Raw genomic sequence first — 24065 nt, forward strand, 5'->3', positions numbered from 1 at the left:
GCCGCCTCCCTCAGCCGGTGACGTGGGAGGCCGTGGCGTCCAGCTTGGGCGGCGTCTCGAAGGTGTGGAACGGCGCTGGCGACGGCACTTCCCACTCCAGCCCCGCCGCGCCTTCCCAGGGCCGCTGCGACGCACGGGCGCCGCGCTTGCGCATCACCGGGATCACCACGAACAGCAGGAAGTACACCTGCGCCAGCCCGAACACGAAGGAGCCCACCGAGGCGATGGCGTTGAAGTCGGCGAACTGCATCGGATAGTCGGCATAGCGCCGCGGCATGCCCGCCAGCCCCAGGAAGTGCATCGGGAAGAAGGTGATGTTGAAGCTGATGATCGAGACCCAGAAGTGGATCTGGCCGCGCCGCTCGTCGTACATCACGCCGGTCCACTTGGGCGACCAGTAGTAGAAGCCGGAGAACATCGCGAACAGCGAGCCGGCCACCAGCACGTAGTGGAAATGCGCGATGACGTAGTAGGTGTCGTGCACCTGGATGTCCACCGGCGCAGTGGACAGGATGACGCCGGTGAGCCCGCCGATGGTGAACACGAAGATGAAGCCCACCGCGAAAAGCATCGGCGTCTCGAAGGTCATGGAGCCGCGCCACATGGTGGCGATCCAGTTGAACACCTTCACGCCGGTGGGCACCGACACCAGCATCGTCGCGTACATGAAGAACAGCTGCCCCGTCACCGGCATGCCGGTGGCGAACATGTGGTGCGCCCACACGATGAACGACAGGATGCCGATGGCGCCGAGCGCATACACCATCGAGGTGTAGCCGAAGATGCGCTTGCGGGCGAAGGCCGGCACCACCTGGCTGATGATGCCGAAGGCCGGCAGGATCATGATGTACACCTCGGGGTGCCCGAAGAACCAGAACACATGCTGGTACAGCACCGGGTCGCCGCCGCCCGACGGGTTGAAGAAGCTGGTGCCGAAGTGCCGGTCGGTCAGCGTCATCGTGATGGCGCCTGCCAGCACCGGCATCACCGCGATCAGCAGGTAGGCGGTGATGAGCCAGCCCCAGCAGAACAGCGGCATCTTCAGCAGCGTCATGCCCGGCGCGCGCATGTTCAGCAGGGTGACGATGATGTTGATCGAGCCCATGATGGAGCTCATGCCCAGCAGGTGCAGCGCGAAGATGGCCATGTCCATGCTGGCCGGCATCTGCAGCGTCAGCGGTGGGTACAGCGTCCAGCCTGCCGCGGGCGCGCCGCCCGGCACGAAGAAGCTGATGACCAGCAGCACGGCCGCCGGCACCATCAGCCAGAAGCTGAAGTTGTTCATGCGGGCGAAGGCCATGTCGCTGGCGCCGATCTGCAGCGGCAGCATCCAGTTCGCGAAGCCGACGAAGGCCGGCATGATGGCGCCGAACACCATGATCACGCCGTGCATGGTGACGAACTGGTTGTACAGCTCCGGGTTGAAGAACTGCAGCCCGGGCTGGAACAGCTCGGCCCGTATCAGCAGCGCCAGCACCCCGCCCACCATGAACATGGTGAACGAGAACAGCAGGTAGAGCGTGCCGATGTCCTTGTGGTTGGTGGCGAACAGCCAGCGCCGCCAGCCATGCGGCATCTCGTGGTGCTCGTCGTGCACTTCGCCGTGCGGCGTGCCGTGCGTGGTGCCGCCGGCATCGGCGGGTGGATACAAGACCGTGCTCATTTCGACGCTCCTTCGCATGTCGCCCCTCCCCATGGGGCCCGGGCGCTGACGGCAAGGCAGGTGCCGGAGGCGGCATCGCATCGCCGCGCAGCGCACGCCGACGCACGCCGCGGGCGGCCACCGCATGCGGCAAAACCTGCGGCGGTCAGCCGGCATGGCCGTTGCCACGTTCTGGGGCAACGGGGATCCTGCGGCAGCTCCTGCCGGTGCCCGACTGAAGTGGATGGACCATGAACACCTTGCATTCCGACCCGCCCACCGGCGAAGGGCCGGTCGGCTACGAACTGCGCTTCGAGTCGCTGACCGATCCGGGCCGGCGCTTTTCCTTCCCCTGCGACGCCGTGGGCACCGTGGACGACGCGGCGCTGAGCGAGGCGGCCCGCGCCAGCTACCACCGCGTGCTGTCGCTGGTGGGCCGCGAGTACGCCGCGCCGGTGGTGGTCCGGGTGTGACGCCACGCGCCGGACGGCGGCGTCAGCCGCCCAGGTGCGGCCGCCGTGCTGGCTCAGCCCATCGGCTTGTAGATCGGCGGATCGGGCTCGGGGAACAGCGGGCGGGCCGGCTCCGGCCGGTGCTCCCACTGGCGCAGGCGCTTTTCCTGCCGCGGACCGTGGCGGGCCGGGCGCTCGTCGGGGCGGTGGGGCTGCATGCGGGTCACTCCTTCTTCGAAGGCGGCTTGAGCGCAATGGTGAGCAGCGCCGACGCCGGGCTGAGGGCGGTGATGGCGTAGGGCATGCCGCCCGGCACGTACAGCAGCTGGCCGGCCTCCAGCACCTGTTGCTGGCCCTGGGCGTCCACCCGCAGCCGGCCTTCCAGGCACTGCAGCGTGGCTTCGCCGGCCACCTGGTGCGGCGGCACGCCTTCGCCGGTGGGCAGCACCAGGCGGATCACCTCCAGGTCCTCGGACTTGAACAGCGCGGTGTTGCGCTCGCTGGCCAGGCGGTCGCCCAGCGGGCGCACGTCCACGGGTTCGACGGGTTGGGCATGCGGCAGGGCCATGGGCTGCGTTACTCCTGTGGGATGACGAAGAAGAGGCCGGGCGCCGACGGCATCAGCGCCTGCGGTTGAGCCACCAGATGGCGGCAGTGAGCGCGGTGGCGAAGCCCACCCAGCCGACGAAAGGCAGGGTGGCACGTGCGGCCACGCCGTCCACCCGGGCGGCGGCGCGTACCGCGGCGCTGCCGGTGCCCACCATGGCCGCGGCCACCAGCAAGCTGGCCGGCAGGTGGCGGGCGCCGAAGAACACCGCGCTCCAGCCGCCGATCAACGAGACATTGAGCGCCAGCCAGGCCAGTGCCTCGTGCCGGGCCTGCTGCTGCGGCAGGCCGGGTCCGCCCGGGGCGCGCAGCAGCCGATAGGCGGCCACGGCCAGGCCGCAGTCGATCAAGGTCCAGGCCGCGGGAATGACCGGGTCCGGCGGCTTCCACCGCGGCATGCGCAGCGTGGCATACCAGACGAAGGCCGCCGGACGCTGCGGCCCGAAGGCCCAGCCTGCCGCCACCGGCAGCAGCAGCGCCCCGCTGGCCAGGGCCGCGGCCGCCAGCGGCGGCCAGGGCTCCCCCGATGCAGGTTGGGCAGCGTCAGCCGCGAGCTGCTGGCAAAGGCGCGATGCGGGGCCGGTGTCATGCACCGCAAGCGGCAATCACCGTGCCGGCACGGGGCACGGCGCCTGCGGTCGGGTGGTGCGGGCGGGAGATCAGTCGAGCTTCAGCTGCAAGTCGCGGATCAAGGCGCCCCAGCGCTCCCGCTCGCTGCGGGCGAAGCGGTTCATGTCGTCGGGCGTGCCCGGCATCGCCTCCACGCCCAGCGCCTGGAACCGGGCCTTGACGAAGGTGCTGTCCAGCGCCTCGGCCAGGGCCTTGCTCAGCCGCGCCACGTTGGCGGGGGAAGCGCCGGCGGGCACCGAGAGCCCCTGCCAGGCGAAGGCCTCGAAACCCGCGACACCCTGCTCCTGCAGCGTGGGCACCTCGGGCAGCGTCTTCATGCGCTGGGCGGTGCCCACCGCCAGCGCCCGCAGCTTGCCGCCGGTGATCAGCGGCATGCCGCCGGCCGACTCCACCAGCATCCAGGGCACGCGGCTGCCCATCACGTCCTGCAGCGCCGGCGCGGCGCCGCGGTACGGCACATGGCTGCCCTTGAGGCCCAGCCGGCGCAGCAGCGCCTCGGTGGCCAGGTGGTGCGGCGTGCCCGCGCCGGGCGAGGCATAGGCCACCTCGTTGGGCTGCGCCTTGAGCCAGGCCACCAGCTCCTTGAACGACCTGGCCGGATGGTCCGGCGCGACCACCGCGATCAGCGGGAACCGCACCAGCATGCCCACGCTGCCCAGGTCCTTCTCGGCGTTGTAGGGCAGCTTGCCGTACAGCCAGGGGTTGCTGGCCAGCGTGGCGAAGTCGCCCGTCAACAGCACATGGTCGGGGTCGCGCGACTTGGCCACGTAGTCGGCCGCGATGTTGGTGCCGGCGCCCGGCTTGTTGTTGACGATGATGGTCTGGCCGAGGATCTTTCCCATCGCCTCGGCCACGGTGCGGGCCACGATGTCGGAGCCGCCGCCCGGCGCCATGCCCACCACCCATTCGATCGGCTTGTTGCCTTGGGCAAGGCTGGGCCGGGGGCCGGCAAGCAGCGTGGCGGCCAGGGCCAGCAGGTGGCGGCGGTGCAGGAAGAATGCGGTCATGGTGTCTCCAATGCAAAGGGCGTGACGGGGCCGGCAGCCTGTGCCGGCCGCCTGGCAGGAACAACGGGTGACTCAATAGGCGCTGGTGGCGGCGCCGGCGCGGGAAGCCGGCGCCGCAGCGGCATCCGGCGGCTTGAAGCGCCGGCACAGCGCGGTGGCCGCGCGCACCAGCAGCGTGGTGTCCACGCCCACCGCCACGAACAGCGCACCCGCATCGAGGTACTGCTGCGCCAGCGCCGGGTCGGCCGCCAGCACGCCCGGCGCCTTGCCCGCGGCACGCACGGTGGCGATGCCGTCGAGCAGCGCGCGCTGCACCTCGGGGTGGCCGGGCTGGCCGCGGTAGCCCATCGAGGCCGACAGGTCGGCCGGGCCGAAGAACACGCCGTCCACGCCCGGCACCGCGGCGATGGCCGGCAGCTGCTGCATCGCCTGCACCGTCTCGGCCTGCACCAGCAGGCACATCTGCGCATCGGCCTGGGCGATGTAGTCGTCCACCTGGTTCCAGCGCGAAGCCCGCGCCAGCGCGGCGCCCATGCCGCGGATGCCGGCCGGCGCGTAACGCATCGCGCGCACCATCAGCGCGGCCTGCTCGGGCGTGTCGATCATCGGCAGCAGCAGCGTCTGCGCGCCGATGTCCAGGTACTGCTTGACCAGCGCGACGTCGGCCTGCACCGGCCGCACCACCGGATGCACCGGATACGGCGCTGCGGCGCGCAACTGCGCGAGCACGCTGCGCGGATCGTTGGGCGCATGCTCGCCGTCGAACAGCAGCCAGTCGAAGCCGGTGGCAGCCAGGGCCTCGGCGGCATTGGCGTCGGCCAGGCCCACCCACAGGCCGATCTGCGGCCGGCCGGCGGCCAGCGCATCGCGGAAGGTATTGCGCGGGATCTGCATCGGGCGGTCCGCTCAGGCGAAACGGAAGCTGACGGTGCCCAGCGGACCATAGTCGGCATGCAGGCTGTCGCCCGCCACCGCCGGCGTGGGCCGTGTGAAGCTGCCGGCCAGCACCACGTCGCCGGCGTTCAGGCGCTCGTCGTGCGGCGCGATCTTGTTGGCCAGCCAGGCCACGCCGGTGGCCGGGTGGTTCAGCACGCCGGCGGCCAGGCCGGTTTCCTCGATCACGCCGTTCTTGAACAGCATTGCGCCCACCCAGCGCAGGTCCACCGCATCCGGCCGCACCGGCCGGCCGCCGAGCACGATGCCGGCATTGGCCGCGAAGTCGGAGATGGTGTCGAACACCTTGCGCGGCGCCTTGGTCTCGCGGTCGAACTGCTCGATGCGGGCGTCGATGATCTCCAGCGCGGGGCACACGTACTCGGTGGCGGCCAGCACGTCGAACAGCGTGACGCCGGGCCCGGCCAGCGGCCGGCCGAGCACGAAAGCCAGCTCCACCTCCACCCGCGGCGCGATGAAGCGGTTGAAAGGGATGTCGCTGCCCTGCTCGAAGAACATGTCGTCCATCAGCGGCGCGTAGTCGGGCTCGGTGATCTGGCTGGACAGCTGCATCGCACGCGAGGTCAGGCCGATCTTGCGGCCCTTGATCGCGCGGCCCTCAGCCTGTTCCAGCTTCACCCATTCGCGCTGGATGGCATAGCCGTCGTCCACCGTCATCTGCGGATGGCGCTGCGAGAAGTGGCGCAGCTGGCGGCGCTCACGGCGGGCTTCGAAGAGCTCGCGGGCCAGGGCTTGCGTGGTGTCGGGGGGCAGCATGGTCAGGGCCTTGCAAACAGGGGATGGAGGTTGCCCAGCTTGGCGTCGAACACCTCGGGGCCTTCGTCGATCTGCAGCGTCAGTCCGAAGCGGCGCTCGGCCAGCAGCGGCCCGAAGTGCGCCGCGGTGGCCGCCTGCAGCGCCGCGCCGGTGGCCTGCTGCACCGCCGCGCTGCGGCCGCGGGCCATGCGCAGCGTGATGTAGACGAAGCCGGCATCGGCCACGCTGCCATCGGCCACCGCGAAGTGCGCGGTCGGATAGGCCAGCACCCGCACGCCGCCGGTGGGGAAGACCTGCGCGCCGGCTTCGTCGCGCACCGTCAGCAGCGCGTCGGCCAGGCTGCGGCACAGGCGGCCGATGTCGGCCGAGGCGCCGGTGGTGGGCGCGGCTTGGTCGAGGTTGGCGGTGTACAGCACCACGATGTGCGGCATGGCGGGCGCCCCTTCAAAGCCGCGGCGCGGCCAGCGCGCGGTGGCGCGGCTCGCCGATGCCGCGCAGGTCGGCCGGCATCGGCTGCACCGGGAACAGGGCATTGATTTGGCCGGTGCCCGAGCTGGGGAAGAACGGCGTCACCACCTCCACCTGGCCGGCGTAGTGGTTCCAGCCGAGGGCGCCCAGCAGCATCGCGGTGTCGTGCATGAAGCCTTCGCCATGGCCCTTGGCGGCGTACTCGGGCAGCATGTCGCAGAAGTCGGCCCATTCGCCGCGCTGCCACATGTCGACCACGCCGTGGTCCAGCCGCTCCAGGAAGGGGCTCCACATGCGGTCGCGGAAGTCGTCGGCGGTGCCGTTCTGCGCGAAACGGTGGGAGAGTGATCCGCTGGCCAGCATCGCCACCGTGCCCTCGTAGCGGTCCTCGATCGCGCGGCGGAAGGCCCAGCCCAGCCTGGCGCTTTCGGCCAGGGTGTGCACCTGGCACAGCGCCGAGACCGACACCACCCGGTAATGCCGATCCGCATTCATGTAGCGCATCGGCACCAGCGTGCCGTATTCCAGCGGCAGCGTGGTGTTGCTGTGCGCCAGCGCCTGGATGCCGGCGGCATTGGCAGCCTCGGCCAGCAGGTGGCCCAGCGGCGCATTGCCGTCGTAGGCATAGGCCATGTTGCTGATGAAGTGCGGCAGCTCGTTGCTGGTGTACACGCCCTCGAAGCGCGGCGCGCAGTTGATGTGGTAGCCCGCGTTCACCAGCCAGTGGGTGTCGAACACCACGATGGTGTCCACGCCCAGCGCCCGGCAGCGGCGCTCGATCTCGTGGTGGCCGTCGATGGCCGCCTGCCGCCTGCCCTTGCCCGGGCCGTCGATCTCGCTCAGGTACATCGACGGCACATGCGTGATCTTGGCGGCCAATGCCAGCTTGCCCATGGTGTGCTCCTGCCGTGGCTTCAGGCCACGCCCCAATGCGGAATGTGGTGCGAACCCAGCGATACCGCCACGTTCTTCGGCTCCAGGAAGACTTCGTAGCTCCAGGTGCCGCCCTCGCGGCCGGTGCCGCTGGCCTTGGTGCCGCCGAAGGGCTGGCGCAGGTCGCGCACGTTCTGGCTGTTGACGAAGCACATGCCCGCCTCGATGCCGGCCGCCACGCGGTGGGCGCGGCCGATGTTCTCGGTGAACACGTAGCTCGACAGGCCGTAGGCGATGTCGTTGGCCTGGGCCACCGCATCGGCTTCGTCGGCGAAGGGAATCAGGCAGGCCACCGGGCCGAAGATCTCCTCCTGCGCGATGCGCATGCGGTTGTGCACGTCGGCGAACACGGTGGGCCGCACGAAGTTGCCGCGCGCCATCGCGGCCGGCAGCTCGGGCGCTTCGAGCCCGCCGCACAGCATCGTCGCGCCCTCCTGCGTGCCCAGCTCGATGTAGCTGCGCACCTTGGCCAGGTGCGCGGGGCTGATCATCGGGCCGACGATCGTCTTCTCGTCCATCGGATCGCCCACCGTGATGCGGCGTGCCCGCTCAACAAAGCGGTCGACGAACTGCGCATACACGCTCTTCTGCACCAGGATGCGGCTGCCCGCGGTGCAGCGTTCGCCGTTGTTGCTGAAGATCATGAAGATCGCGGCGTCGAGCGCGCGGTCCATGTCGGCATCGTCGAACACCACGAAGGGGCTCTTGCCGCCCAGCTCCATGCTGAACTTCTTCAAGCCCGCGGACTGCACGATGCGGTTGCCGGTAGCAGTGGAGCCGGTGAAGCTGATGGCGCGCACGTCCGGGTGGCGGCACAGCGGCTCGCCGGCCTCGCGGCCATAGCCGTGCACCACGTTCAGCACGCCGGCCGGAATGCCCGCCTCCAGCGCCAGCTCGCCCAGGCGCGCGGCCGTCATCGGCGACAGCTCGCTCATCTTCAGCACCGCGGTGTTGCCGAAGGCCAGCGCCGGGGCCACCTTCCACGTGGCCGTCATGAAGGGCACGTTCCACGGGCTGATGAGCGCGCACACGCCCACCGGGTGGTACAGCGTGTAGTTCAGGTGCGTGGGCGTGGGATAGGTGTGGCCGTCCACCCGCGTGCACATCTCGGCGAAGTAGTGGAAGTTGTCGGCCGCCCGCGGGATCAGCTGCTTTGCCGTCTGCGAGATCACCTGACCGGCGTCCATCGTCTCGGTGCGCGCGATCTCGGGCACGTCCGCGGCGATCAGCTCGCCCAGCCTGCGCATCAGCCGCGCCCGCTCGGTGGCGGGCAGGCCGGCCCACTTTGGGAAGGCGGCCTTGGCCGCGGCCACCGCGGCGTGGACCTCGGCCTCGCCGCCAGCGGCCACTTCGGCCAGCACGTCCTGGGTGGCAGGGTTGACGGTCTCAAAGTAGTCGCGGCCTTCGACGGCGCGGCCGTCGATCAGGTGCTGGATGCGCATGCGCGGGTCTCCTTGTCGTGTGGCCGGTCTCAACGGCCGTGGTCGTCGTCGCCGACGATGGTGTTGACCAGCCGGCCGATGCCGTCGATCTCGGTCACCACCTCGTCGCCCATGTTCACGTTCACCACGCCGTCGGGCGTGCCGGTGAGGATCACGTCGCCGGCGCGCAGCGTCATGAAGCTGCTCAGGTACTCGATCAATGCCGGGATGTCGTTGACGAAGTCGGCGGTGCAGCCCTGCTGCGTAACGCGGCCGTTGACGAGCGTGCGCAGCGCCAGCGCATGCGGGTCGGGCACGTCGGCCGCCTCCACGAACCACGGGCCCAGCACGGTGGCGCCGTCGCGGTTCTTCACGCGCAGGTTGGGGCGGTACCAGTTCTCGAGGTAGTCGCGCACTGCGTAGTCGTTGCACACGGTGTAGCCGGCCACGTGGCGCATGGCGTCCGCACGGCGGACGCGGCGGGCGGTGGCGCCGATGACCACGGCCAGCTCGCATTCATAGTGCATGAACTGCACGCCCGCCGGCCGGCGCGTGGCGCCGCGGTGGCCCAGCAGGCTGCCCGGGCCCTTGAAGAAGACCAGCGGCTCGTCCTGCGTGGTGACGGTGAGCTCCTTGGCCAGTTCCTTCACATGGTCGGCATAGTTCAGGCCCAGCGCGATGACGGTGCCCACCTCGAAAGGCGGCAGCCACACCACCTGCTGCTCGGCCAGCACGCGGCCGTCGGCCAGCTGCAGTCCGGCTTCATGCGGCACGGCGGCGTGCACCGCCCCCTGGTAGGCGACACGGGCGGTCTTCATGCAAGCTCCTCCTCGGTCACCACGGTGTGGCTCAGCTGGCCCAGCCCTTCGATGGCCAGCGTGATGCGCTGCCCTGCCCTGGCCTGCGGTGCGCCGTGCGAGGCCCCCAGCAGCAGCAGGTCGCCGGGCTGCAGCGTCATGAACTCGGTGACGTCGGCGATCAACTGCGCCACGCCGCGCAGGCGGTCGCCGGTGTGGGTGAGCTGCATGCGCTCGCCATCGACATGCACCGTGGCCTGCAGCGTATCCGGCTGCGGCACCTGTGCGGCCGGCACGAAGCGCGTGGACAGTGGGCAGAAGCCGTCGCGGGCGACGAAGCGCACTGCCGGCCGGTAGTGGCTGGCCAGCGGCAGCCGCACCTCGCCGGCCAGCAGGTAGCCAGCCACATGCGACAGAGACTGCGATGCCGCCACGCGGCACGCCGCGCGGCCGATGACGATGCCCAGCGAAGGCCCGCACTCCAGCGCATCGAAGCCCGCGGGCAGCACCAGCGGGTCGCCATCGGCGGCCAGCATGTGCCGCGGCCGAACCGCCAGCACCGGCGCCTGCGGCGGGGCCTTGTAGGGCGGCTGCGAGGCGGCTTGCCCCAGCGCCTCCAGCTGCGCCCGGTGGTTCAGCAGGGCGCCGTACACCGTGCCGGTGAGGCGATAGGGCGGCACTTCCAGATCGGGCAGGCAGCGGGCCATGGCGGAGCATCCGGCTTGATCACTAAGATGTGAGCAATGTATTCGCTAAGATGTGAGCATGTCAACCGAAAGAACGAGCGGGCGCAGCCAGCGCAAGCCCTCACGGCGCGGCACGCCGCCAGTCTTCACCCACCGCAACCTGCCGCTGCTGCTGCTGCAGGCGCGAGAAGGCGTGTTTGCGCACTTCCGGCCCATCCTGCATGCCCATGGCATCACCGAGCAGCAATGGCGCATCGTGCAGGCGCTGCTGGAAGAAGGCGGGCCGCTGGAGCCGCGGCAGATCGTGCAGGTGTGCCGCATCTCCAGCCCCAGCCTGGCCGGCATCCTGGCGCGGATGGACGAGCTGGGCCTGGTGGCGCGCGAGCGCCTGCCCACCGACCAGCGGCGCGTGATGGTGAGCCTGACCGCACGCAGCCGCGCCCTGGCCGAGACGATGGCGCCGCAGATCGAAGCGGTGTATGCCGAGATCGAGGCCCACATCGGCAGCGAGCTGATGGACCGCTTCTACGCAACGCTGGACGAGCTGATCGGGGTGCTGGGGGAGCTGCCGGAGCCAGGTGGGGAGTGAATTCGATCCGTTGACCGAGGCCAGGCGCCGGCTTTGTCCGACAGCAGCGCGCAGGATCGAACCTAAGCTTTTCTGCTGACAACGAACCCTGCCTGGAGCACCGACCATGTCCGCCCAAAAGCTTTCCAACCGCCGCATCCTGATCGTCGCCACCGATGGCTTTGAACAGTCCGAGCTGCTCGTTCCTCAACAGGAGCTGACGGACCTGGGTGCCACCGTGCATGTCGCCTCTCCGAAGAGCGGCTCCATCAAGGGCTGGGACCACACCGACTGGGGCCAGAGCGTGAAGGTCGACCTGGCACTGTCGGACGCCGACGCCACGGACTACGACGCGCTGGTGCTCCCGGGCGGCCAGATGAACCCCGACGCGCTGCGTCTGGAGCCGGACGCCATCGCCCTGATCAAGGCCTTCGCCGCGGCCGGCAAGCCGGTGGCCGCCGTGTGCCACGCGCCCTGGCTGCTGATCGACGCGGGCCTGGTCAAGGGCCGCAAGGTGACCTCGTGGCCCTCGGTGCGCACGGACCTGGCGAATGCGGGCGGTGAGGTGGTCGACGAGTCGGCCGTGGTCGACCGCGGCATCATCACCAGCCGCAAGCCAGAGGACCTGCACGACTTCGTGGCTGCGATCGCTTCGCAGCTGGCCTGAGGCGGGGCGCCAGGGGCATGTGCCGCCGGGCAGCTGCAGGGGCAGCCCGGTCACGAGGAAGTCCTCGTGCAGGCCCCTACCCCGCGCGTGCGGCCGCCGGCACCCTGGCCCCGCCGTCGGCCACCAGCACCGCACCGGTCACGAAGGCCGCATCGGCACTCGGCTGGCCCTCGGACGTGCCGGGGCTGTGGCCAAATAGCGCCCGTCTTTCCACCGCGCCGCCCGCCGGCGTGCCGAGGCGTGTCGCAAGCGCCCGGCCGCGCCGCAGGGCTCCGTCATGCCCCTGCACCCGTTGTACCGCCACTGCCTGCTGCTGTTGTTGTCCTGCTGCCTGGTGATGGGTATGGGGTTGGCCGTGATGGCACCGGCCGCCGCGCAGCCGCTGGCGGTGGACGAGCGTGAAGCCATCCCGCTGTGGCCGGCCGTCACGCTTCGCCTGGATGCCGAGCACACGCTGACGCTGGCCGACGTGCTGGCCAGCCCCGCGACCTTCCAACCGCATGCCGGCACCCCCGGCAATCTGGGCCGCATGCCCGCCACGGTGTGGCTGCGCATTCCGCTGCAGGTGGCCGGCCCCGCGCCGCAGCAGCGGGTGCTGGAGATCAACTACCCACCATTGGACCGGGTGGACGTGTACCTGGTGGCCGATGGCCGGCTGCTGTCGCAGGTGCGGATGGGCAGCTCGATGCCGCATGACCAGCGGCCGCTGCGCTCGCGCACCCTGGCCGCGCCGCTGGACCTGCCGCCGGGCGGCAGCGAGCTGATCGTGCGGGTGTGGGCGCGCAGTTCGGTGGTGCTGCCGATGACCCTGCGCACCCCGCCCGCCTTCGCGCAGCAGGAGTCGCGGGCCCAGCTGCTCCAGGGCCTGCTGGCCGGCCTGGCCATCGCCATGCTGATCTACAGCCTGGCCCACGGCGTGGCGCTGCGCGACGCGATGTTCGGCTTCTATGCGCTGATGCTGGCGGCCAATGCCGTGTTCTTCCTGTCCTACTTCGGCATCCTGGCCCAGCATGTGTGGCCGGACGATCCGGCGCTGGCGCAGGAGATCTCGCCGCAGGCGGTGCTGGTGGCGGTATTCGGCGGCTCGGGCTTCATGGCGCGGGCGCTGCAGGTGCGCGACGTCAGCCGCTGGGCGGCCTGGGCGCTGCGGGCCATCGGCTGGACGGCGCTGGCCGGCCTGGCCGCCTACCAGCTCGGGCTGATGGACTTCCGCGCGGTTCAGGGACTGGCCACGATGATGGGCCTGCTGCCCACCAGCGTGGCGCTGCCGGTGGCCCTGGTGCGCGCCCGCCGGCGCGACCGCACGGCGATGGTGATGGTGGCCGGCTGGAGCATCTTCCTGGTGGGCACCGCGGCGCTGGTGGGCACCATCCTCGGCAAGCTGGAAGCCACCTTCTGGCCGCTGCATCTGTACCCGCTGGCCACCATGTGCGAGATGGCGGTGTGGATGGTGGTGCTGGCGATGCGCGTGCAGGCCATCCACCGACATGCGGAGCGCACCCGCATCGAATCGCATGCGCTGCGCAACCTGGCCCACACCGATGCCCTCACCGGCCTGCCGAACCGGCGCGGCCTGCACGACCGGCTGGAACCGGCGCTGCAGGCCTGCAGCAGCGAGCAGCTGCTGGCCGTGTTCCTGCTGGACCTGGACGGCTTCAAGCCGGTGAACGACCTCTACGGCCACGACGTGGGCGATGCGCTGCTGGTGTCGGTGGGCCAGCGGCTGCAGCAGGAGCTGCGCAGCGCCGACGTGGTGGCCCGCCTGGGCGGCGACGAGTTCGTGGTGCTCGCCACCGGCCTGCCGGATGCCGACGCCGCCCAGGCGCTGAGCCAGAAGCTGCTGCAGGCCTTCGACGTGCCCTTCGATGCCGCGGGTCATGTGTGCCGGGTGGGCCTGACCATCGGCTATGCATTGGCGCCGCTGGACGGCCTGGCGGCCGACGACCTCATCAAGCAGGCCGATGCGGCCATGTATGCCGGCAAGCAGGCCGGCCGCCGCCGGGCCCAGCGCGGGCGCCCCGTGATGGCACCGGCCTGAGGCGCCACCGGGTGGCCTCGCCCGGGGTCACATCTCGTCGATCGCCGTCTGCGTACTCGGCTTGTCGCTGCCATCCACCGCGAAGCGGTCCCGCGTGGTCACGTAGAAGCTGGCGCCGAAGCGGCCCACCGGGTGGTAGTCCTGCAGGCGCACGCGCCAGCGCTCGGTGTCGATCAGCCCTTCCCGCGCGGCCAGCCACACCACGCGGCCGATGAACACGTAGCGGCTGGGCGTCTCCATCGTCTCGTGCAGCACGCATTCGAAGGCCACCGGCGCCTCGGCGATGCGCGGCGGCGCCACCGCCCGGGACGGCACCGGCGTCAGCCCGGCATGCGCCAGCTCGCTCTCGTGCGGCGGCAGCCGGTCGCCGCAGGCATGCATGCGCCCGGCCATCGCCTCGTCGGTGATGTGCACCACGAACTCCCGCCGCGCCAGGATGTTGGCGGCGGTGTCCTTGAGCTGCCCGTCGGTCAGCCGGTTGATGCTGATCATCACGATCGGCGGATCCTCGCCCACCATGTTGAACATGCTGAAGGGCGCCGCGTTCACCGTGCCGTCCGCGCCCAGCGTGGTCACCAGCGCGATCGGCCGCGGCACGATCAGGCTGGCCATCAGCTTGTAGCGGGCATAGGCGTCGAGCTGGCCGAAGTCGATGTCCATCAGTGTTTCCCGGTGTCGATGTCGATGCCGCCGCCCAGGCCGCCGCCGCCGCCGTCCTGCGCGCCGCGGCCCTGGCCGCCCCGCGTGCCGCTGCCGCCGCCGCGGGCACCGCCGGCCGGCGGGCGCAGCGGGCCCTGGCGCGGGATGGCCAGTTCCCTGGGCACCGGGTCCAGGTCCAGCACCTCGCGGATGAAGTTGCGCAGCGAGACCACGATCTCCGCGGTTTCCACCGGCCGGCCGGCGGCCATGTCGTTGGCCGCCTGCACCGCCAGCCGCACCTGTTCCTCGGTGCCCAGCAGGATGATGTCGGACAGCGCGGCCTCCACCGCGTCGCGGATGCGGCGCCGGCGCTCGGTGCCCGCGGCGCCGTCGGCCTCGGGCCCCAGCGCACGCAGCTCGCGCCGGTGCGCCGGGTCCACCGCCAGGGTGCCGGTGAAGGAGCCGCCCAGCGTCTTGTAGGCGGCGATCAGCGTGCGCAGTCGCTCGTTGATCTGCCGGTTCTCGCGCTGCCGGCGCTCCTGCACCGCCTGCATCACCACCAGCCGGATGCCCACCACCACCAGCGTGATCGCCACCACGCCGGCCAGCGTGGTGAGCAGGGCCTGCCAGGAGCTGAAGTCGAGCCCGCGCATGGCCTTGGCGCTCAGCGCAGCGCGTTGCCCATGAGGGACAGCGCGTTCAGGCAGCGCACCGCCTCGTGCACCGTGGCGCAGTCGATCGTGAGGGTGTCGGTGGCTTCGCGCCGCACCGTGGGCCACAGGGCGAAGGCATCGGCCAGCGCGGGCGTCTGGCACTGCAGCCTGAGCGCGATGCGTCCCTCGCCGCCCGGCAGCTGCAGGGGTGCCGGCGCATCGCTGGCCAGGCGCTGCACCGCCTCCTTCGCGGCCGCCTCGATCAGCGTGCGCGAGGATGGCGGCGACATCGATCGCCCGCTGCGCGCCCCTTCCGACCACTTCACCACGGTGCAGGCCACCTGCGGCATCAGGGCCGCGGCTTCGGCGGCGGTGACGTCGCAGCCGCTGACCATCAGCACCGGCGCGCCGAACTGGCCGGCCAGCGCGGCATACAGGCCGATCTCGCCCACCTCCAGCCCGTTGAGCCACACACGGGCGAAGGCGAAGCTGTTGGTGGTGTGGGCCAGCACGCCGGGCGCCTTGGCGCGGGCATGCCAGCCGATCATCAGCACGCCGTCCACCTGCTGGTCGACACCGGCCATCATGCCCAGCTGCCGCGGCTTGCCCTGGATGAGCTGGGCCCGCGGGTCGATCTCGTCGGCCAGCAGGTTGCCGAAGTGGCCGTGCGAATCGTTGACCAGCACCGTGCCGGCGCCGCCGGCGAAGGCACCGCGCACCGCGGCATCGGCCTCCAGCGTCATCCAGCGGCGCGCGCGTTCGTAGTCGCCGTTGCCGGCCTGCGTCTGCTCGGGCCGCCAGACGCCGGCCACGCCTTCGATGTCCACGGCGACCAGGACGGTGGGCTGCTGCTTCATGCGGAATCCTTGGGGAACAGGTGAGGCGCCACGTCGCGCAGCGACAGCCGGTGGTGGCCTTCGCGGCCGGTGACGGCGGTGGCCGCGAACAGCGCATGCAGGATGGCCTGCTCGGTGGCCTCGGCCGCGGCCTGGAACAGGCCGTCCAGCGCCGCCTCGTGCAGCAGCGGCAGCGCCGGCATGGGTTCGGTGGGCCGCTGGGGCAGCCGCATCGCGGTGCTGAAGGCCAGCGCGATGTCGCCGCTGCCGTGGCCATAGTCGCTGCCGGTGCGGGCCAGCCCGGCCGCCGCACGACGTGCCACGCGGGTGAGCTGGCGGGCATCCAGCGGTGCATCGGTGGCCAGCAACATGATGATGGAGCCGCGCTCGGCGGCGGGCGCCTGCGGCGGCCTGCCCGGCAGCTGCATCGGCACCGCGATGCGCTGCCCGGCCACCGTCAGCGCGCCCGGCCGCCCCTGGTTGGCCAGCACCAGCGCACCCAGCGTGTAGCCGCGGCCCTGCCAGCGCACGCAGCGCGAGGCGCTGCCGATGCCACCCTTCAGCCCGTGGCAGGACATGCCCCGCCCCGCGCCCACGCTGCCTTCGTCGAAGCTGCCGCCGCCCTGCCGCGCGGCGGCCAGCGCCTGCAGCACATGGGCCTCCTGCAGCGGCAGCGCCTGCGCATCGTTGAGCCAGCCGTCGTTGCATTCGAAGACCAGCGGATTCACCGTCGGCAGGCTGCGCGCCAGCTCGGGCGTGTGGGCAATGGCATCGCGCACCAGGGCGGTGAAGGCGGTGCCTACGGCCAGGGTGCTCACCAGCGCGATGGGCGACTCCAGCGTGCCCAGCTCCTGCACCTGCACCAGGCCCGCGCTCTTGCCGAAGCCGTTGATCACCGCCACGCCGGCCGGCAGCTGTTGCAGGAACAGGTTGCCCGGCTGCGGCAGCAGCACGGTGGCGCCGGTCTGCACCGGGCCGTCGGCCAGCGTGCAATGGGCCACAGAGACCCCTGCCACGTCGGTGATGGCATCCCGCGGGCCGCTGGGCAGCGTGCCCACCTGCGGCGCGCCCAGCCGGCTGCGGGCCGCGGCGCCGCCGGCCTCAGGCGCGGTCGAGCTTGGGGTCGAGTGCATCGCGCAGGCCGTCGCCCAGCAGGTTGAAGGCCAGCACGGTGACGAAGATCGCCAGGCTGGGAAACAGCGCCACGTGCGGCGCGTTGAGCATGTCGGCCCGGGCCTCGTTCAGCATCGCGCCCCACTCCGGCGTGGGCGGCTGCGCGCCCAGGCCGAGGAAGCTCAGGCTGGCCGCGGTGATGATGGAGGTGCCGATGCGCATGGTGAGATACACCACCACCGAGGCCACGGTGCCCGGCAGCAGGTGGCGCAGCATGATGACCGAGTCGGGCGCGCCGATGGAGCGCACCGCCTCGATGTAGGTCTGGTGCTTGAGCGACAGCACGTTGCCCCGCACCAGCCGCGCGAAGGCCGGCACGCTGAACACCGCCACCGCCAGGATCACGTTGATCATGCCGCTGCCCAGGATGGCCACGATGCCGATGGCCAGCAGGATGCCCGGGAAGGCGAACAGCACGTCGCTCATGCGCATGACGATGCGGTCCCACCAGCCCTGGTAGTAGCCGGCCAGCAGGCCCAGCAGCGTGCCCACCACCGCGCCCACCGCCACCGAGATGAAGCCCGCGGCCAGCGAGACGCGCGCGCCCATCAGGATGCGGCTGAAGATGTCGCGGCCCAGCGGATCGACGCCGAACCAGTGGGTGACCGAAGGCGGCGAATTGAGCGCGTCGTAGTCGAAGAAGTTCTCGGCGTCATACGGCGCCAGCCAGGGCGCCAGCGCGGCGACGAGCACCAGCAGCAGCACGAAGCCGCCGGCCACCAGCGCCACGCGCTGCTTCCTGAACTTGCGCCAGAACTCGGCGGCCGGCGTGCGCACCGGCGTGGCCGTGGCAACAGATGGGGTATTCACTGGTATCGGATGGTCGGGTTGATCACGGCATACAGCACGTCGACCACCAGGTTGATGAGGATGAATTCGAGCGAGAACAGCAGCACCAGCGCCTGCATCACGGGGTAGTCGCGCATCTCCACCGAGTCGATCAGCAGCCGGCCCATGCCGGGCCAGTTGAACACCACCTCCACCACGATGGAGCCGCCCAGCAGGAAGCCGAACTGCAGGCCCATCATGGTGACGACCGGGATCAGCGCATTGCGCAGACCGTGCTTGAAGATCACCCGCGCCTCATCCAGGCCCTTGGCCCGGGCGGTGCGCACGTAGTCTTCCTTCAGGATGTCGATGAACGAGCTGCGGGTGAAGCGCGCCATCACCGCGGCCACGCCGGCACCCAGCGTGAGCGAAGGCAGGATGTAGTGCTGCCAGGTGTCCGCGCCCACCGTGGGCAGCCAGCCCAGCTGCACCGAGAACAGCTGCATCAGCAGCATGCCGAGTGCGAACGGCGGGAACGAGATGCCCGAGATGGCCAGCGACATGCCGGCCCGGTCAGGCCAGCGGTTGCGCCACACCGCCGAGGCGATGCCCAGCACCAGCCCCAGCAGCACCGACCAGCCCATGGCCGCGACGGTGAGCCAGAAGGTGGGCGCGAAGCGCTCTGCGATCTCGGCCGACACCGGCCGCTGCGTGCGGATGGACTTGCCGAAGTCGCCCTGCAGCGCATGGCTGAAGAAGCGCACGAACTGGATGTGCAGCGGCTGGTCCAGGCCCAGGTCGCGGCGCACCAGTTCCACCGTCTCCGGGCCCGCGTCCACCCCCGCGGCCAGCCGCGCGGGGTCGCCGGGCAGCAGGTGCACGAAGCCGAACACGAACACCGCCACCAGCAGCAGCGTGGGCACCAGGCCCAGCAGCCGCTTCAGCAGATAGCTCAGCATGTCACTTCAGCTCGACGTCGTCGAAATTGAAGCTGCCGTCGGGGATGACGTAGAAGCCGGCCAGGTTGCGCGCACGCACCGACACCAGCCGCTCGGTCACCAGGAAGGCCCAGGGCGCGTCCTTCCAGATCTGCTTCTGTGCATCGGCATACAGCCTGGCCTTCTCCGCCTTGTCGGTGGTCACCAGCGACTTGGCAATGGCCTGGTCCACCACATCGTTCTTGTAGTACGCGGTGTTGAACAGCTTGGGCGGGAAGGATTCCGAGGCCAGCAGCGGGCGCATGGCCCAGTCGGCCTCGCCGGTGGAGGACGACCAGCCCACGTAGTACATGCGCACCGGGGCGGTGGCCGGGTCCTGCGCGCTTTCCACGCGCTCCACCCGCTGGCCGGCTTCCAGCGCCTGCACCTGCACCTTGATGCCCACCTGGGCCAGCTGCTGCTGCACGAACTGGATCACCTTCTGCGCGGTGGTGTGGTTGTAGGCCGACCACAGCGTGCTCTCGAAGCCGTTGGGATAGCCCGCCTGCTTCAGCAGCTCGCGCGCCTTGGCCGGGTCGTAGGGCCACGGGCCCAGCTTGGCCGCGTATTCCACGCCCTGCGGCAGCACGCCTTCGGCGGGGATGGCGTAACCCGAGAAGGCGACCTTGATCAGCGCTTCCTTGTTGATGGCGTAGTTGATGGCCTCGCGCACCCGCGGGTCGCTGAACGGCTTGTGCTGCGTGTTCATCGACAGGTAGCGGTGGATGATGGACGGCGCGGCCGTCACCTCCAGGCTGGGCTTCTTCTGCAGCGTGGCCACGGCCTCCGGCGGCACCGGGAAGGCGAAGTGCGCCTCGTTGGTCTGCATCACCGCGGCGCGGGTGTTGTTGTCCACCACCGGGCGCCAGGTGATGGAGTCCACCTTCGGGTAGCCCTTGCGCCAGTAGTTGTCGAACTTCTCCACCTTCAGGTAGTCGGTGGCCTTCCATTCCACGAACTTGAAGGGGCCGGTGCCCACCGGGTTCTGCGCGATGCCCTTGTTGCCGTACTTGGCCAGCGCGGCCGGCGAGATGATGACGCCCGACGGATGCGCCAGCGAGTTGATGAAGGGCGAGAACGGCTCCTTCAGCGTGAAGCGCACCGTCGCCGCGTCCACCGCCTCGGTCTTGGCGATGTTCTTGTAGAGGTTGTAGCGCTTGAGCTTGTTCTCGGGGTTGGTCACCCGGTCGAACGTGGCCTTGACTGCCTCGGCATTGAAGGGCGTGCCGTCATGGAACTGGATGCCGGTCTTCAACTTGACGGTGAACACCAGGCCGTCCTTGCTGGCGGTGTAGCTGTCGGCCAGCACGGGCACCATCTTCATGTCCTTGTCGAAGCCGAACAGGCCCTGGTAGAAGGACTTGGCCACGGCCTGCGACAGGGTGTCGTTGGCGTCGTACGGGTCGGTGGTGGTGAAGGTGGACGGCACGGCCACCACCACGTCCTTGGCGGCGTGCGCGGCCACGGCGGTGCCGGCGATGGCCAGCGCGGCGGCCAGGCGGGTGAGCTGTTGTCTATACATCTGGTACTCCTTACTACGACTGCTACTGCTACTTCAGAAACGGGTCCGGGCCGAAGCCGGCCTTGCTTTCAATACGCGCCGCCCACCGGATGGCGGGCGACAAAATGCCCCGGCGCCACCTGCGCCAGCGGCGCGACGGTGGGCGGGTCGCCCAGTGCACGCACCGGGCTGGCGATCTCGTCGGACAGCAGCTCGCGCTGCTTGCGCCGGGTGGGGTCGGCCACCGGTACCGCCGACATCAGCCGGCGGGTGTAGGGATGCTGCGGGTTCTCGAACACCGCGCGGCGCGGGCCGATCTCCACGATCTGGCCCAGGTACATCACCGCCACCCGGTGGCTGATGCGCTCCACCACCGCCATGTCGTGCGAGATGAAGAGGTAGGCCATGCCGAACTCCTGCTGCAGGTCGAGCAGCAGGTTGATGATCTGCGCGCGGATGGACACGTCCAACGCCGACACCGCCTCGTCGGCGATCACCACCTTGGGGTTGAGCGCCAGCGCGCGGGCGATGGCGATGCGCTGCCGCTGCCCGCCCGAGAACTCGTGCGGATAACGGTGCGCGGCCTCGGCCGGCAGGCCCACCTTCTCCAGCAGCCAGCGCACCCGCTCCTGCGCCTTGTCGGCCGGCATCAGCTTGTGGATGAGCAGCGGCTCCATCACCGAATAGCCCACCGTCAGCCGCGGGTCGAGCGAGGCATACGGGTCCTGGAACACGAACTGGATGTCCCGCCGCAGCGCCTGCAGCGCCGCGCCTTCCAGCGGCGCGATGTCGCGGCCGGCCACTTCCACGTGGCCGCCCTGGTGCGCGATCAGGCGCGCCAGCGAGCGGCCGGTGGTGCTCTTGCCGCAGCCCGATTCGCCCACCAGGGCCAGCGTCTCGCCGGCCTGCAGCTCGAAGCTGATCTGCTCCACCGCATGCACCTGGCGCTTGACGCGGCCGAACACGCCGCTGCGCAGCGGGAAGCGGGTGACGAGCTTGTCGACCTTGAGCACCGGAGGCAGGTCGCGGCGCACGCTGTCGGGCATCAGGATCTGCTCGCGGGCCGCATCGACCAATGCCTCGCCCGGCAGCGCGAAGCGGGCCGGCAGGTCCTGGCCCTGCATCGCGCCCAGCTGCGGCACCGCAGCCAGCAAGGCCTGGGTGTAGGGCTGCCGCGGCTGCGCGAACAGCGAGCGGCAATCGCCCTCCTCGATCTTGTCGCCGCGCTTCATCACCAGCACGCGGTCGGCGATCTCGGCCACCACGCCCATGTCGTGGGTGATGAAGATCACGCCCATCGCCAGCTCCTGCTGCAGCTGGCGGATCAGCGCCAGGATCTGCGCCTGGATGGTGACGTCGAGCGCGGTGGTGGGCTCGTCGGCGATCAGCAGCGTGGGCCGGCAGGCCAGCGCCATCGCGATCATCACCCGCTGCCGCATGCCGCCCGACAGCTGGTGGGGGTGCCGGCCCAGCACCTCGCGCGATTCCGGAATGCGCACCAGGTCGAACAGGCGCAGCGCTTCGGCCAGTGCCTCGGCCTGGCTGCGGCCCTGGTGCAGCACGATGCTCTCGGCCACCTGCTGGCCGACGGTGAACACCGGGTTCAGCGAGGTCATCGGCTCCTGGAACACCATGGCCACGTCGGCACCGCGCAGCGAGCGCATCTGTGCCGGGCTCGCCTGGGCGAGGTCGATGCGCTCGCCATCGCGGCGGGTGAGCCACATGCGGCCGCTGTCGATGCGGCCACCGCCATGCTCCACCAGCCGCATCAACGCGAGTGACGAAACCGACTTGCCCGAGCCCGACTCCCCCACGATGGCCAGCGTCTCGCCGGCGTCCACGTGGAAGCCCAGGGACCGCACCGCCTGGAAGCGGCCCTGCTCGGTCTTGAAGCTGACGCTGAGGTCTTCCACCTCCAGCACGCGGCGCAGCGCCGCCGGCACGGCGGGCTTGTTGTTCATGCGCCCTCCTCGTCGGCATAGATGGCCACCCGCACTGGCTGGCCCACGCGGGCCCAGCCGCGGTACATGCCTTCGGTGTTGAAGGGCAGCGTGACATGGCCCTGCGCATCCACCGCGATCAGCCCGCCGCGGCCGCCCAGCGGCGGCAGGGTGTCCATCACCACGCGGCGCGCGGCCTCTTCCAGCGGCAGGCCGGCGTAGGCCATCAATGCGGAGATGTCGTGCGCGGCCAGCGCGCGCATGAAGGCCTCGCCCGCGCCGGTGCAGGACACGGCGACGGTGCGGTCGTTGGCATAGCAGCCGGCGCCGATCAGCGGTGAATCACCGACGCGACCGGGCCGCTTGTTGGTCATGCCGCCGGTGGAGGTGGCGGCGGCCAGGTGGCCCTGGGCATCGAGCGCCACCGCGCCGACGGTGCCGAACTTGGCGCGCTCGTCCAAGGGGGCGGCCTGCGCCGCCTGCGCCGCGGCGCCGTCGTGGTCCAGCGCCATCGTGTCGCCGGCCTGGGCGGCCTGCATCGTGCGCAGTTGCTGCAGCCGCGCCGGCGTGCCGAACCAGTCGGGCGACACCGTCTCGCAGCCCTGCCGCACCGCGAAGCGCTCGGCGCCCTCGCCGATCAGCATCACCGCGCCGCCTTCTTCCAGCAGCGCCCGCGCGGCCAGCACCGGATTGCGCAGCGTGCGCACGCCGGCCACCGCGCCGGCGGCCAGGTCGCTGCCGCGCATCACGCAGGCATCGAGCTCATGCCGTGCCTCGGCGGTGTACACCGCGCCGCGCCCGGCATTGAACAGCGGGCATTCCTCCAGCTGGCGCACCGCTTCGGTGACCACGTCGAGCGCATCCGCGCCCTCGGCCAGCATGGCCTGGCCGGCACGCAGGATGGTGCCCAGCGCATCGCGGTAGGCGGCCTGCTGCTCGGCGGAGATGGTGGCGCGCGACAGGGTGCCGGCGCCGCCATGGAGCGCGATGACCGGCACGGGACGGGAACTCGAAGAACTCATGGCGATTCCTTGCGGGCCGAGGGCCTGCGGCCCGGCCCGATCTGCAGCCAGGGCAGCACGCCACTGGCCATCTCCTCGGCGCGCTGCACCGCGCCGGTCGTGTTGTGCACCAGGGCCGCCACCAGCGCTTCCAGCAGCGCCAGCACCGTGGCATTGCTGGTGGAGGCGATCTGGCGGTTGACGCGGGCATACAGCACCACGTCGGCCAGCGGCACCAGCGGCGAAGTGGGCTCGTCGGTCAGCGCCAGCACCTTGACGCCGCGCTCGCGCGCCAGCCGGGTGAGCAGGATGGTGTCTTCCACGTACCGCGGGAAGGCCAGTGCGATAAGCACGTCGGCCGGCCCGCGCTTGACCAGTTGCCGCGCCGCATGGGAAGGCCCGCCGGCCTGGGCCAGGCTGCTGACGCGGGAGCAGTACGGCTCCAGCTCATGCTGCAGCAGCCCGGCCAGGTAGGCGCTGCTGCCCCAGCCCAGCGTGAGCACCTGCTCGGCCTCGGCGATCAGCCGCACCGCGGCTTCGCAAGGCTGCTGCTGCAGCGCCTGCAGCGTGTGCTCCAGGTTGCCCAGGGTCTCGCCCAGCGAGGCGGCCATCGCCTGCGGGATGCTGGCGCCGTGGCGCAGGTTGCTGCGCAGGCTTTCCACCGGCGCCAGGATGGCTTCGAAGCCGCGGGCCAGTTCGGCACGGAACTGCGGATAGCCGGCGAAATGCAGCGCCCGTGCAAAGCGATTGGCCGTGGCCACCGAGACCGACACCTCACCGGCGAACTCGTCGATGTTGAGCGTGGCGGCACGGAACGGATGCGCCAGCACCGCCTGCCCCATGCGCTGCAACGCCGCCGGCATGCCGGGCATTGCGGCAGCCACTTGCTGTAGCACCGGCAGGGCAGCGAAGCGGCCCGACCAGTCGGCGGGATGAACAGGGGTCGGCATGA

At 70.7% G+C, this 24065-nt stretch carries 26 protein-coding genes; 4 read left to right on the forward strand and 22 right to left on the reverse strand.

Features of this window, described 5'->3' with window-relative positions; translation table 11 throughout:
* Window positions 1-10: 10 nt before the first annotated feature.
* A complete protein-coding gene (ctaD, locus tag LRS14_RS20590; RefSeq protein WP_404977598.1) occupies window positions 11-1663 on the reverse strand; it encodes a cytochrome c oxidase subunit I in 1653 nt (550 codons plus the stop codon).
* A 230-nt stretch (window positions 1664-1893) separates the two neighbouring features.
* Here ctaD and LRS14_RS20595 point away from each other — a divergent pair, with 230 nt between their 5' ends.
* Complete coding sequence (locus LRS14_RS20595; RefSeq protein ID WP_046115105.1) at window positions 1894-2115, forward strand: hypothetical protein; 222 nt, start codon at window positions 1894-1896, stop codon at window positions 2113-2115.
* Window positions 2116-2168: 53 nt separating this feature from the next.
* Here LRS14_RS20595 and LRS14_RS20600 read toward each other — a convergent pair whose 3' ends face one another.
* The 11 genes from LRS14_RS20600 to LRS14_RS20650 form a co-directional block, all read right to left on the reverse strand.
* Complete coding sequence (locus tag LRS14_RS20600; protein WP_157039700.1) at window positions 2169-2312, reverse strand: hypothetical protein; 144 nt, start codon at window positions 2310-2312, stop codon at window positions 2169-2171.
* Window positions 2313-2317: 5 nt separating this feature from the next.
* Window positions 2318-2662 (reverse strand): cupin domain-containing protein, encoded by a 345-nt coding sequence (locus LRS14_RS20605; RefSeq protein ID WP_046115106.1) that lies wholly within the window; start codon window positions 2660-2662, stop codon window positions 2318-2320.
* A 52-nt stretch (window positions 2663-2714) separates the two neighbouring features.
* Window positions 2715-3293: a TspO/MBR family protein gene (locus LRS14_RS20610; RefSeq protein ID WP_257800875.1), complete on the reverse strand. Its 579-nt coding sequence runs from the start codon at window positions 3291-3293 to the stop codon at window positions 2715-2717.
* A gap of 66 nt (window positions 3294-3359) precedes the next feature.
* On the reverse strand, window positions 3360-4337 hold the full coding sequence (locus LRS14_RS20615; protein ID WP_257800876.1) for a tripartite tricarboxylate transporter substrate binding protein: 978 nt from the start codon (window positions 4335-4337) through the stop codon (window positions 3360-3362).
* A 72-nt stretch (window positions 4338-4409) separates the two neighbouring features.
* On the reverse strand, window positions 4410-5231 hold the full coding sequence (gene hpaI / locus LRS14_RS20620; protein WP_257800877.1) for a 4-hydroxy-2-oxoheptanedioate aldolase: 822 nt from the start codon (window positions 5229-5231) through the stop codon (window positions 4410-4412).
* Window positions 5232-5243: 12 nt separating this feature from the next.
* On the reverse strand, window positions 5244-6047 hold the full coding sequence (gene hpaH, locus LRS14_RS20625; protein ID WP_257800878.1) for a 2-oxo-hept-4-ene-1,7-dioate hydratase: 804 nt from the start codon (window positions 6045-6047) through the stop codon (window positions 5244-5246).
* Between the two features lie 2 nt (window positions 6048-6049).
* Window positions 6050-6478: a 5-carboxymethyl-2-hydroxymuconate Delta-isomerase gene (locus LRS14_RS20630; protein ID WP_257800879.1), complete on the reverse strand. Its 429-nt coding sequence runs from the start codon at window positions 6476-6478 to the stop codon at window positions 6050-6052.
* 13 nt (window positions 6479-6491) lie between these two features.
* On the reverse strand, window positions 6492-7409 hold the full coding sequence (gene hpaD / locus LRS14_RS20635; RefSeq protein ID WP_257800880.1) for a 3,4-dihydroxyphenylacetate 2,3-dioxygenase: 918 nt from the start codon (window positions 7407-7409) through the stop codon (window positions 6492-6494).
* 20 nt (window positions 7410-7429) lie between these two features.
* Window positions 7430-8890: a 5-carboxymethyl-2-hydroxymuconate semialdehyde dehydrogenase gene (gene hpaE / locus LRS14_RS20640; protein ID WP_257800881.1), complete on the reverse strand. Its 1461-nt coding sequence runs from the start codon at window positions 8888-8890 to the stop codon at window positions 7430-7432.
* Window positions 8891-8919: 29 nt separating this feature from the next.
* Complete coding sequence (locus LRS14_RS20645; protein WP_257800883.1) at window positions 8920-9687, reverse strand: fumarylacetoacetate hydrolase family protein; 768 nt, start codon at window positions 9685-9687, stop codon at window positions 8920-8922.
* Window positions 9684-10373 carry a fumarylacetoacetate hydrolase family protein gene (locus LRS14_RS20650; RefSeq protein ID WP_257800885.1) on the reverse strand — a complete coding sequence of 230 codons (690 nt, stop codon included), beginning with the start codon at window positions 10371-10373 and terminating at the stop codon, window positions 9684-9686. The genes LRS14_RS20645 and LRS14_RS20650 overlap by 4 nt, the downstream gene beginning before the upstream one ends.
* 58 nt (window positions 10374-10431) lie before the next feature.
* Here LRS14_RS20650 and hpaR point away from each other — a divergent pair, with 58 nt between their 5' ends.
* The 3 genes from hpaR (at window position 10432) to LRS14_RS20665 (ending at window position 13625) form a co-directional block, all read left to right on the forward strand.
* Window positions 10432-10941 carry a homoprotocatechuate degradation operon regulator HpaR gene (gene hpaR / locus LRS14_RS20655; RefSeq protein ID WP_257800886.1) on the forward strand — a complete coding sequence of 170 codons (510 nt, stop codon included), beginning with the start codon at window positions 10432-10434 and terminating at the stop codon, window positions 10939-10941.
* Window positions 10942-11047: 106 nt separating this feature from the next.
* Window positions 11048-11587, forward strand: coding sequence for a type 1 glutamine amidotransferase domain-containing protein (locus LRS14_RS20660; protein WP_257800887.1), 540 nt, complete (start codon window positions 11048-11050; stop codon window positions 11585-11587).
* A gap of 277 nt (window positions 11588-11864) precedes the next feature.
* Entirely contained in the window at window positions 11865-13625 is a 1761-nt protein-coding gene (locus LRS14_RS20665) for a diguanylate cyclase (RefSeq protein ID WP_046115116.1), read from the forward strand.
* Window positions 13626-13652: 27 nt separating this feature from the next.
* Here LRS14_RS20665 and LRS14_RS20670 read toward each other — a convergent pair whose 3' ends face one another.
* From LRS14_RS20670 to LRS14_RS20715, 10 genes are all read right to left on the reverse strand, one after another.
* Window positions 13653-14285 carry a flavin reductase family protein gene (locus tag LRS14_RS20670; protein WP_257800888.1) on the reverse strand — a complete coding sequence of 211 codons (633 nt, stop codon included), beginning with the start codon at window positions 14283-14285 and terminating at the stop codon, window positions 13653-13655.
* Entirely contained in the window at window positions 14285-14917 is a 633-nt protein-coding gene (locus LRS14_RS20675) for a hypothetical protein (protein WP_046115118.1), read from the reverse strand. The genes LRS14_RS20670 and LRS14_RS20675 overlap by 1 nt, the downstream gene beginning before the upstream one ends.
* Window positions 14918-14928: 11 nt before the next feature.
* Complete coding sequence (locus LRS14_RS20680) at window positions 14929-15774, reverse strand: M55 family metallopeptidase (protein WP_257800889.1); 846 nt, start codon at window positions 15772-15774, stop codon at window positions 14929-14931.
* Entirely contained in the window at window positions 15771-16886 is a 1116-nt protein-coding gene (locus LRS14_RS20685) for a P1 family peptidase (RefSeq protein WP_257800890.1), read from the reverse strand. Before LRS14_RS20685 ends, LRS14_RS20680 begins: the two co-directional genes overlap by 4 nt.
* Window positions 16855-17736 carry a glutathione ABC transporter permease GsiD gene (gsiD, locus tag LRS14_RS20690; protein WP_404977599.1) on the reverse strand — a complete coding sequence of 294 codons (882 nt, stop codon included), beginning with the start codon at window positions 17734-17736 and terminating at the stop codon, window positions 16855-16857. The genes LRS14_RS20685 and gsiD overlap by 32 nt, the downstream gene beginning before the upstream one ends.
* Window positions 17733-18653 (reverse strand): glutathione ABC transporter permease GsiC, encoded by a 921-nt coding sequence (gsiC, locus tag LRS14_RS20695; RefSeq protein ID WP_046115121.1) that lies wholly within the window; start codon window positions 18651-18653, stop codon window positions 17733-17735. The genes gsiD and gsiC overlap by 4 nt, the downstream gene beginning before the upstream one ends.
* Window position 18654: 1 nt before the next feature.
* Window positions 18655-20193 carry a glutathione ABC transporter substrate-binding protein GsiB gene (gene gsiB, locus LRS14_RS20700; protein WP_257800891.1) on the reverse strand — a complete coding sequence of 513 codons (1539 nt, stop codon included), beginning with the start codon at window positions 20191-20193 and terminating at the stop codon, window positions 18655-18657.
* Between the two features lie 68 nt (window positions 20194-20261).
* Complete coding sequence (locus tag LRS14_RS20705; protein ID WP_257800892.1) at window positions 20262-22133, reverse strand: dipeptide ABC transporter ATP-binding protein; 1872 nt, start codon at window positions 22131-22133, stop codon at window positions 20262-20264.
* Window positions 22130-23134, reverse strand: coding sequence for an isoaspartyl peptidase/L-asparaginase family protein (locus LRS14_RS20710; RefSeq protein WP_257800893.1), 1005 nt, complete (start codon window positions 23132-23134; stop codon window positions 22130-22132). Before LRS14_RS20710 ends, LRS14_RS20705 begins: the two co-directional genes overlap by 4 nt.
* On the reverse strand, window positions 23131-24063 hold the full coding sequence (locus LRS14_RS20715; protein ID WP_046115124.1) for a MurR/RpiR family transcriptional regulator: 933 nt from the start codon (window positions 24061-24063) through the stop codon (window positions 23131-23133). The genes LRS14_RS20710 and LRS14_RS20715 overlap by 4 nt, the downstream gene beginning before the upstream one ends.
* Window positions 24064-24065 lie beyond the last annotated feature (2 nt).

The organism is Aquincola sp. J276 (assembly GCF_024700035.1).
GTDB lineage: Bacteria > Pseudomonadota > Gammaproteobacteria > Burkholderiales > Burkholderiaceae_C > Aquincola > Aquincola tertiaricarbonis.